General features: G+C 67.4%; 7 protein-coding genes. All 7 read right to left on the bottom strand.

Annotated elements, in window-relative coordinates:
- Positions 1 to 80 precede the first annotated feature (80 nt).
- Positions 81 to 1,034, bottom strand: coding sequence for a glutathione synthase (gene gshB / locus RKP46_RS11500; protein ID WP_311106767.1), 954 nt, complete (start codon positions 1,032 to 1,034; stop codon positions 81 to 83).
- Complete coding sequence (gene gshA, locus RKP46_RS11495) at positions 1,025 to 2,335, bottom strand: glutamate--cysteine ligase (protein ID WP_311099386.1); 1,311 nt, start codon at positions 2,333 to 2,335, stop codon at positions 1,025 to 1,027. Before gshA ends, gshB begins: the two co-directional genes overlap by 10 nt.
- A gap of 239 nt (positions 2,336 to 2,574) precedes the next feature.
- Positions 2,575 to 3,246 (bottom strand): HAD family hydrolase, encoded by a 672-nt coding sequence (locus RKP46_RS11490; protein ID WP_311106766.1) that lies wholly within the window; start codon positions 3,244 to 3,246, stop codon positions 2,575 to 2,577.
- Entirely contained in the window at positions 3,243 to 4,511 is a 1,269-nt protein-coding gene (locus RKP46_RS11485) for a class I SAM-dependent methyltransferase (RefSeq protein ID WP_311106765.1), read from the bottom strand. Before RKP46_RS11485 ends, RKP46_RS11490 begins: the two co-directional genes overlap by 4 nt.
- A 1-nt stretch (position 4,512) precedes the next feature.
- Positions 4,513 to 4,995: a CreA family protein gene (locus tag RKP46_RS11480; RefSeq protein ID WP_409194038.1), complete on the bottom strand. Its 483-nt coding sequence runs from the start codon at positions 4,993 to 4,995 to the stop codon at positions 4,513 to 4,515.
- Between the two features lie 73 nt (positions 4,996 to 5,068).
- Positions 5,069 to 7,438 (bottom strand): DNA topoisomerase IV subunit A, encoded by a 2,370-nt coding sequence (locus tag RKP46_RS11475; protein ID WP_311106764.1) that lies wholly within the window; start codon positions 7,436 to 7,438, stop codon positions 5,069 to 5,071.
- 8 nt (positions 7,439 to 7,446) lie between these two features.
- A complete protein-coding gene (gene parE, locus RKP46_RS11470; protein WP_311106779.1) occupies positions 7,447 to 9,396 on the bottom strand; it encodes a DNA topoisomerase IV subunit B in 1,950 nt (649 codons plus the stop codon).
- Between the last annotated feature and the right edge of the window lie 329 nt (positions 9,397 to 9,725).

The following is a 9,725-nucleotide window of genomic DNA, read 5'->3' as shown; positions in this document are numbered from 1 at the left end:
CGGCGATGCTGCAACAGCGGGTCAAATGTAGCAGATGCGTAGACGATGCAGCAAGCGCCCGGCGCGCTGCCGGGTGTCGGCTACGGCTTGCTCAGGCACTCGCGCTCGAGCGCCAGAAGGAACATTTCGGCGGCGTCGAAGCCTGTCTGTTCGGCGATTTCGACCATGCACGTCGGGCTGGTGACGTTGATCTCGGTCAGCCAGTCGCCGATGACGTCGAGGCCGACGAGCAGCAGCCCGCGCGCGGCGAGGACAGGCGCCAGCGTGCTGGCGATGACGCGGTCGCGCGCGCTCAGTTCGCGTGCGACGCCGCGTCCGCCGGCGGCGAGATTGCCGCGCGTTTCGCCGGCTTGCGGGATGCGCGCCAGGCAGTAGGGAACGACTTCGCCGCCGACGAGCAGGATGCGTTTGTCGCCGTCGGCGATTTCCGGGATGTAACGCTGCGCCATCATCGTTCGCGCGCCGTTGCCGCCGAGCATTTCGACGATGACGTTGCGATTTGGATCGTCGTGCCGGACGCGGAAGATGCCGCTGCCGCCCATTCCGTCGAGCGGCTTGAGGATGGTGTCGCGTTCGAGTTCGATGAACGAATGGATCACCGACGCCTGGCGGGCGACGACGGTCGGCACCGAGAAGCCGGCGAATTCGCACAGCGCCAGCTTTTCCGAGTGGTCGCGCAGCGCGCGCGGCCGGTTGAAGACGCGCGCTCCTTCGGCTTCGGCGCGCTCGAGCAGCCAGGTGGTGGTGACGTACTCGAGGTCGAAAGGCGGGTCCTTGCGCATCAGGACGGCGCGGAAGTCGCGCAGCGCGACGACGTGGCGATCGATTTCGCTGAACCAGTCCTTGTCGTCGGCGAGCATTTCGAGGTGCACGGCTTCGGCGCAAACGCCGTGCAGCGGCGACCAGTGGATGGCGTCCTGCTGGATCGTCCAGACGGCATGGCCGCGCGCCTGCGCGGCGCGCATCAGCGCGATGCTGGTGTCCTTGTACGCCTTGAGCGAGGCCAGCGGGTCGACGATGAAGGCTATGCGCATGGCGGCGGCTCCTCGGCAGGGCGCGTTCGTTCGAGTTCGAGCGAAGCGGCGAGTTGGGCGAGACGGGCGACGACGCCGTAGACGTAGAAACGGTTCGGCGCCGCGTCCGGATTCTGGCAGTGGTCGGGCAGGCAGCAACTGGTTTCAAAAGCCAGCGGTTCGAAGTGCATTCCCGGAGCGTTGAGGTTCTCGTCCTTGCCGCGTTGATTGTGCACGCGGTAGAAACCGCCGACGACGAAGCGGTCGATCATATAGACGACCGGTTCGGCAACGCCTTCCTGCTCGCCGCTGCCCACCTGCTCGTAGGTATGCACGCCCTCCTGAATGATCACCTGCGAGACCGTCATGCCTTCCTTGATGACCGACATCTTGTTGCGTTGCCGGCGACTGAGGCCGACGATCTGCGACGCATCGCGCACCGTCATCACGCCCATGCCGTAGGTTCCGGCGTCCGCCTTGACGACGACGTAGGGGGTTTCGTCGATATCGTATTGCCGGTACTTGTCGCGAATCAGTTCGAGCACGCCGGCGACGTTGGCGGCCAGGCACTCCTCGCCGCGCCGGTCGTGGAAATCGACGCCGTCGCAGACCGAAAAGTAGGGATTGATCCGCCACGGGTCGATGCCGACCAGGCGGGCGAAGTCGTTCGCCACGTCGTCGTAGGCGGCAAAGTGGTTCGACTTGCGGCGCGTTGCCCAGCCGGCGTGCAGCGGCGGCAGGATCACCTGTTCGCCGAGTCCGCGCAGAACGTCCGGGATGCCGGACGAGAGATCGTTGTTGAGCAGGATCGCGCAGGGCTCGAAATCGGCCAGGCCAAGTCGCTGGCCGCGGCGAACGAGCGGTTCGAGCAGCAGGCTGCTGCCGTCCGGCAGTTCGACCGGGGTAGCCTGCTCGAGCCCCGGCAGCAGCGAGCCGAGGCGAACTTCCAGTCCGGTCAGTCGGAGAATCGCCGCGATCTGCGCGACGTTCTGCAGATAGAATGTGTTGCGCGTGTGGTTTTCCGGAATGAGCAGCAGGCGTCGCGCGTCCGGGCAGATCTTGTCGATCGCGCTCATCGCCGCCTGCACGCAGAGCGGCCGGAAGCTGGCGTCGAGGTTGTTGAAACCGCCGGGAAACAGGTTCATGTCGACCGGCGCCAGCTTGAAGCCGGCGTTGCGCAGATCGACCGAGCCGTAGAAGGGGGGCGAGTGCTCCTGCCATTGACTGCGCATCCAGCACTCGATTTCCGGCATCGCGTCGAGAAAGCGACGCTCGATTTCGAGCAGCGGGCCGTCAAGGGCCGTCGTCAGGCGGGGAACCATGGGCGAGTCTCCATCCCGTTGGCAGCCGGCCGCGCGCGGATGCTCGGGCGCGCAGCCGCATCTGCAGCCGGGAACGTGGTGGGTCTAGGCGCCATTCTACACTGGCGGCTGCCGGCACGCGCGCGAGGCGGCCGGCGGGCACACGGCGTGCGGCGCCCGCTGATGGCGCCCGATGCGGCGACCAGTGAGGCGCCCGACGAGTTGCCCGATGAGCCTTGCGCAAGCTGCAGCGGCGCGTCTCAGCCGGCGAGCAGGGCGGGCAGATCGCTCATCCGGGTGAAGATCTCGCGCGCGCCGGCAGCGCGCAGCGCATCGGCGAGTTCAGGTCGTGCGTGGCCGCCCCCGCAGAAACCGAGTACGCGCATGCCGGCAGCGCACGCGGCGCTGACTCCGGCGACGCTGTCTTCGATGACGATGCAGCGCGCCGGCGGCGAGTGCATGCGTGCGGCGGCGAGCAGGAAAAGATCGGGCGCCGGCTTGCCGTGGGTGACCATTTCGGCGCTGAAGACGTGCGGCGCGAAGAAGTCGAGCAGTCCGGTCAGCGCCAGGTTGTGCCGAATCTTGTCGAGCGAACCGGAAGACGCGACGCAGCGCGCGTGCGGCAGCCCGGCGAGCACCCGGGCAACGCCGGGCATGGCTTGCAGTTCGGCGCGGAAGGCGGCCCGGTCGCGTTCGGCCAGCGTGGCGCTGAAGTCGGCCGGCAGTGGCCGCTGCCATTCGGCCTCGACGGCGGCGAGAACGGCCGCCAGGCTGATCCCGGTGTAGCGCTCGATCGCCTGCTGTGGGCCGAGGGGAAAACCGATCTCGCTCAGCGCTTCGGCGAGGACGCGGCTGGCGATCGGCTCGCTGTCGACCAGGACGCCGTCGCAATCGAAGATCAGCAAGGGCGGTTTGGCGGTGTCTCGCGTCATCGCTGGGGCCTTTTTCTCGCCAGATCGACCAGCTTGGTCTCGGGCGCGGCAAAGGCGCGGAAGCTCTCGGGTAGCGGCGCCCTCTCCAGGCTCCGCTGGGTAAACAGAAAGCGTCCGTCGCAGATGAAACCCAGATCGGCCCAATCGACCGTGTTCAGCGCGGCGGCCAGCGCGTGCACGTCGACTTGCGGATTGCGCGGAAAAATGGCCAGGATCGATCCGTCGTAGTCCGGGCAGGGATGGACGAAGAAAGGTTGCGCGCGGCGTGTTCGGCCATTCACGTAGACGCGCGCTTGCGCCGACTGATGGTAACTGCGCCCCCAATGCCACCAGTTCGCTTCGTCGAAGTGGCGCACGCGGCGTTGCAGCAGACGTTCCCTGTGCGGCAGCAGGACGGCCGGCGGTGGATCGCCGGGTTCGCACCAGAGCATGCGGCGCGTCTTGCCGGTGCTCGCCGTGGCTGAGAAGACGAAGTTGCGGTTGCCGTATTGCTCGCTGGCGTACAGGTCGTCGGCACCGGAAACCGCGCCGACCTTGACCCAGGCGATGTCGGCCAGGTGCAGGCCATAGTCGCCGCGAGTAAACATCAGGTGGCCGCTGCTTTCGACGAAATGCCTTTCTTCCCAGTTCAGGCGGGCCAGACCGGCGAGACCGTGCGCTACTCCTTGTTCGGCGTAGCGCGTCAGGCGCGAAAAGTCGTCGCGCTGGAAGCGCCAGATGGCGCAGTTGGGTTGTGCGCCGGCGAACAGCCGCGAATCGCCCAGGTCGGCGTATTCGGTGATCGTTCCGGCGGCGAAGAGCAGGCGGTTCAGCGGGACGGCCGAGGTCGCTTTGACGAAGTCGCGCGGCGTGATGAAGATCAGCTCGCCACCGGGTGTCAGATGGCGCAGGCACTTCTCGATGAAGAGCAGATAGAGGTTGGCGCGCCCGTCGAGCACGCTGTGGCGAATGAGCTGGCGCGTCGCCCGAGCAATGTCCTGGTAGCGGACGTAGGGCGGATTGCCGATGATCGTGACGAAACGCTCGCTCTCCGGCAGCGCGAAGAAATCCATCACGCGCGCGCCGGGTGGCGCGTGCCGGCGATCGATTTCGATGCCGACGGCGAAAGCGAGATGCTGCAGAAACGCGCCGTCGCCGCAGCCCGGCTCGAGCGTCCGGCCGCGGTTGCGGATCAGCCCGAGCATCAGTTCGACGACCTCCGGCGGCGTGAAGACCTGGCCGAGTCCGGCGACGTCGCAAGTCGGTGGCGCTGCCTTGCCGGGCACGTCAGGGCTTGCCCCAGGGCATCACCGGGACGGTCGAAATGCTGTTGGCGGGTGCGCCGTCGATCAGCTTGCGGCTGATCGCCAGGTAGACCAGCGTCCGGTTGGCTTCGTCCCACAGGCGGATGACGCGTGTTTCCTTGAACAGGATCGAGGTGTCTTCAGCAAACACTGTCGCCTCTTTCGGCAGCTTGGCGGGCAGCGTGATCGGGCCGGTCTGCCGACAGGCGAGCGAGAACTGTGAGGGATCGTGCGCCAGCCCGAACGATCCGCTGACCCCGCCGGTGCGCGCCTGACTGACGTGGCAGGTCACGCCAGGCACCTTCGGGTCGGCAAAACTTTCCACGCATACGCGGTGATTGGCGCCGATCAGCTTCCACTCGGTGGTCACGCAGCCGACCTGTTCGGCGGCTGCCGGCAGACTGAGCAGGCTGAAAAGGCAAGCCGCTGCCGCGCTGGTCCGCCGGGGTCGCATCAGTCGAATCATCGTTTGCTCCATTGTTCAGTGGTTTGGCCGGGGCGCAGGGACGTGCCAAGGGTGGCTGGCTGACCGGCAAGCGTCAGTCGGTCGCCGCCTCCAGCGTCACGTTGCTCAGTTGTCCGACCGGCGAACCGCGCCGCGCGCGCGCGCCGCAATGCCGTTCCTCGGAGAGCAGCGTCTTGCTCCGCCCGCGCACGGTGCCGCGGATCGTCACCTGCGCGCCGCGCGTGGCGAGCACCGTGCGCAGCGTTTCGCCTTCGCGCAGGCCGATGAGCTGAACGCCCTTGCCGGCGCTCAAGCGCTTCATCTGGTCGAGCGGGAAGACGAGCAGGCGGCCGTCGTCGGACAGCGCGGCGAGGTGATCGCGCCCGGCGAGGCGTACCGGCGGCAGGATCTGCGCGCCTTCTTCGACGCTGAGGAAAGCCTTGCCGGCCTTCTGGCGCGAGAGCAGGTCGCCAAAGCTGCAGACGAAGCCGTAGCCGGACGTCTTGGCAAACAACAGGTCGTCGTCCGCCGCGCCGGTGAGCACGTGCGCGATTCTGCCGCCGCCGAGTTCGACGAAGGAGCTGAGCGGCGCGCCCATGCCGCGCCCGTCCGGCAGACCGGCGATCGCCACGGTGAATGCCCGGCCCTCGCTGGAGACGATGACCAGCGAATCGACCGAGCGGCACTCGTGCGCCGAAGCGAAGCGGTCGCCGTCCTTGAAGGCGATTCCGGAAAGGTCCAGGCCATGCCCCTGGCGGACGCGCGCCCAGCCCTTTTCCGAGACGACGACGGTCACCGCTTCGTCGGCGACGGTAGCGACTTCCGCGCGCGAGGCGGTTGCCGCCGGCTCGACGACCGTGCGCCGGGCATCGCCGAAGCGTTCGGCGTCGGCCCGGATCTCGCGGATCGTCTGCCGCCGGAGCAGCGTGTCGCTGCCGAGCAGCTTGATCAGGTCGGCGCGCTCGCCGCGCAGGCGCTCGAGCTCCTGTTCGATCCGGATGCCTTCGAGACGCGCGAGCTGGCGCAGCCGGATTTCGAGAATGTCTTCCGCCTGCCGGTCGGACAGGGCAAAGCGCTCGATCAAAGCGGCTTTCGGGTCGTCGGCCTGGCGAATGATGCGAATCACTTCGTCGATGTTCAGGAAGACGATGTGCCGGCCTTCCAGAATGTGGATGCGGTCGTCCGCCTTCTGCAGGCGGAACGCGGTGCGCCGGTAGACCGTCTTCAGTCGGAAGGTGCACCACTCGCCGATCAGGTCGACGAGCGGCTTCTGGCACGGCCGGCCGTCGATGCCGACAGCGACCAGGTTGATCGGCACCGAGGTTTCCAGACTGGTGTGCGCGAGCAGCAGGGCGACGAAGTCTTGGCGGTCGATGCGCGAACTGGTCGGCTCGAAGACCAGGCGGACGTCGTCGTCCTTGCCCGACTCGTCGCGTGCCCTTTCGAGCTGTGAGGCGAGCAGCGTCTTCAGTTGCGCCGCCGACTGCTCGACGACTTTCTTGCCCGCCTTGGGCTGCGGGTTGAGCAGCGCGCCGACTTCCGACAGGACCTTGGCCGACGAGACGCCCGGCGGTAATTCGTGGAAGACGACCTGCCAGGCGCCGCGCGCCAGTTCTTCGACGACGTAGCGCGCACGCACGCGCAGGCTGCCGCGACCGCTTGCGTAAGCGGCGGCAATGTCGCTCGCCGGCGAGATGATCTGCCCGCCGCCCGGGTAGTCGGGCGCCGGCAGGTGCTCCAGCAGTTCGGCCAGACCGGCGGCCGGCTGCTCGATCTTGTGGATCGCCGCCGCGGCGACCTCGCGCAGGTTGTGCGCGGGGATCTCGGTCGCCATGCCGACGGCAATTCCGGAAGCGCCGTTGAGCAGGACGAAAGGCAGACGCGCGGGCAGAAACGCCGGTTCGTCGAAGGAACCGTCGTAGTTCGGCTGAAAATCGACCGTTCCTTCGCCCAGTTCGGCGAGCAGCAACTCGGCGATCGGCGTCAGGCGCGCCTCGGTGTACCGCATCGCCGCCGCGTTGTCGCCATCGCGCGAACCGAAGTTGCCCTGCCCATCGACCAGCGGGTAGCGCAGCATGAAGGGTTGCGCGACGCGCACCATCGCGTCGTAGGCCGAGGTATCGCCATGCGGGTGGTACTTGCCGATCACGTCGCCGACGACGCGCGCCGACTTGACCGGTTTGGCGGTTGCCGACAGACCGAGTTCGCGCATTGCGTAGAGCACGCGGCGCTGGACTGGCTTCAAGCCGTCCTTGACGTCGGGCAGCGCGCGTCCCTTGACGACGGCGATCGCATATTCCAGGTAGTCGCGCGCCGCCGAATCGTGCAGCAGTACGCTGTCGTCGTCCTCGCCGGCGCTCGCCGGCACGCCGCCCGGTGCAGCCGGTGGTGCGGGCGGCGCTGTCGCCGGCAGTTCGGGCGGCAGGTCGGCAAACAGATCGCCGGTCGAATCTTTTCTCGCCATGCGCTTGCTCAGGTTTCGGCGCCGATCAGCGCGCCGTTTTCTTCCATCCACGCGCGTCGCCCGGCCGACTCGCTCTTGCCCATCAGCATGTTCATCACCGGCCGCGCGGCGTCGACGCCAGGCATGCGCACGCGCATCAGACGGCGCGTGTCGGGCGACATCGTCGTCTCCCACAGTTGTTCCGGATTCATTTCGCCCAGCCCCTTGAAACGCGAGATCGCCACGGCTTCCGGCTTGACGCCCTCGAGCCGCAGCTTGTCGAGCCAGGCTTCACGTTCGGCGCCGTCGAGCGCATAAATCTTGCGCGGCGGACGGTTCTTGCCCTGACCCGGAACGTCGAGGCGATAGAGCGGCGGTTGCGCGAAATAGAGATGACCGCTCGCCACCAGCTTGGGGAAATGACGGTAGAACAGCGTGCACAAAAGCACCCGGATGTGCGAGCCATCGACGTCGGCGTCGGTCATGATGACGATCTTGCCGTAGCGCAGGTTGGCGAGCACCGAATCGGGCGCGCTCGCCGCGTGCGGGTCGATGCCGATGGCCACTGCGATGTCGTGCACTTCCCGGTTGGCGAACAGGCTGCCGGCGTCCACCTCCCAGGTATTCAGCACCTTGCCGCGCAAGGGCAGAATCGCCTGCAGCTCCTTGTCGCGCCCGGCTTTCGCCGACCCGCCGGCGGAATCGCCCTCGACGAGAAAGATTTCGTTGCGCTCGACGTCTTCGCTCTGGCAGTCGGAGAGCTTGCCGGGCAGGATGGCGACCGCCGACTGCTTGCGCTTCTCGACCTTCTGGCCGGCGCGCGCGCGCGCCTGGGCGGCACGGATGGCCAGGTCGGCAATTCGCTTGGCGGCGTCCGGATGTTCGTTCAGCCAGAGCTCGAGCGGATCGCGCAGCATGCGGGCGACCAGCGCGACGGCATCGCGCGAGTTCAGGCGCTCCTTGGTCTGCCCCTGGAACGAAGGATCGAGCATGCGCACCGCGAGGACGAAGCTGGCGCGTGCGAAAACGTCCTCGCCCGCCAGCTTGACGCCTTTCGGCAGCAAGGCATGATGCTCGGCAAAGCTGCGAATCGCGTCCAGCGCCGCCTGGCGCAAGCCCGCCTCGTGCGTTCCGCCGGCCGGTGTCGGAATCAGATTGACGTAGGACTCGCGCGTCAGCCCACCCTCGGCCGTCCAGCAGATCGCCCACGCCGCGCCCGAGCCGAGCGGGAAGCTCTCGTCGCCCCGCAGCGCGTACTTCTCGCTGCAAAAGACCGGTGCCACCGGGTCGGCTTCGACCTGCTCGGCCAGATACTGCTGCATGCCGTTGGCAAAGCACCAGTGGTTCTGCGCGCCATCCTCGACGCTCAGCGAGACCTGCAGGCCGGGCAGCAGCAAGGCCTTGCTGCGCAACAGACGTTCAAGCTGTGCCTGGGGAATGACCGGCGAATCGAAAAACGTCGGGTCGGGCCAGGCACGCACGCGCGTTCCGCTGGCGCGCTTCGGCGCGTCGCCGATCCGTGCCAGCGGCTCGACGACGGCACCGCCGGCGAACGCCATCCGGTGGCGTGCGCCGTCGCGCACGACTTCGACCTCGAGGCGGGTCGACAAGGCATTGGTCACCGAAACGCCGACCCCGTGCAGCCCGCCTGAAAAACGATACGCCGAAGCACTGTCGTCCTTGTTGAACTTGCCGCCGGCGTGCAGCCGGGTGAACACGACCTCGACCGTCGGGACCTTTTCCAGCGGGTGGATCTCGACCGGAATCCCGCGTCCGTCGTCCTCGACGGTGACCGAATGGTCGCGATGCACGGTCACGCTGATCCGCTTGCAATGCCCGCCAAGCGCCTCGTCAGCCGCGTTGTCGATCGCCTCCTGGATGATGTGCAAGGGACAATCGGTGCGCGTGTACATGCCGGGGCGATGCCGCACCGGCTCCAGCCCCTTGAGTACCGAAATGGATTCTGCCGTGTAACTCATCGGCAGACGAGCGCTCTCGGCGCGCGGTCGGGAGTTGTCGAGCGAGACGAGCGAGCGGCCAGCGCCACCTTGGTCGAGCCCCGCCACGACGACACCCGGGGACTTGCAGGCTGGCGTGAAAATGCTTCAGGCATGCGTGTCCATGCGTCCGCCGCCGCGCACAAGGGGCTCAGGCAAAGAGCACTCAGGAAAGGTATCATGCTGTAATTCCGACTGGACTTGGCCGGCGTGGCGGCCAGCGCAAAGCCTGGCTCGCCCGCCCGGAGGGCACCGGGCAGGGCGGGGCGATTTTTCCAGGCGCGCAGTCTAGCAGCTTTCCGCTGCGCGTC

Source organism: Accumulibacter sp., from assembly GCF_031732815.1.
Classification (GTDB): Bacteria; Pseudomonadota; Gammaproteobacteria; order Burkholderiales; family Rhodocyclaceae; genus Accumulibacter.
Note: the sequence above shows the minus strand (reverse complement) of the source record. Positions and strands in the feature narration are given on the sequence as shown.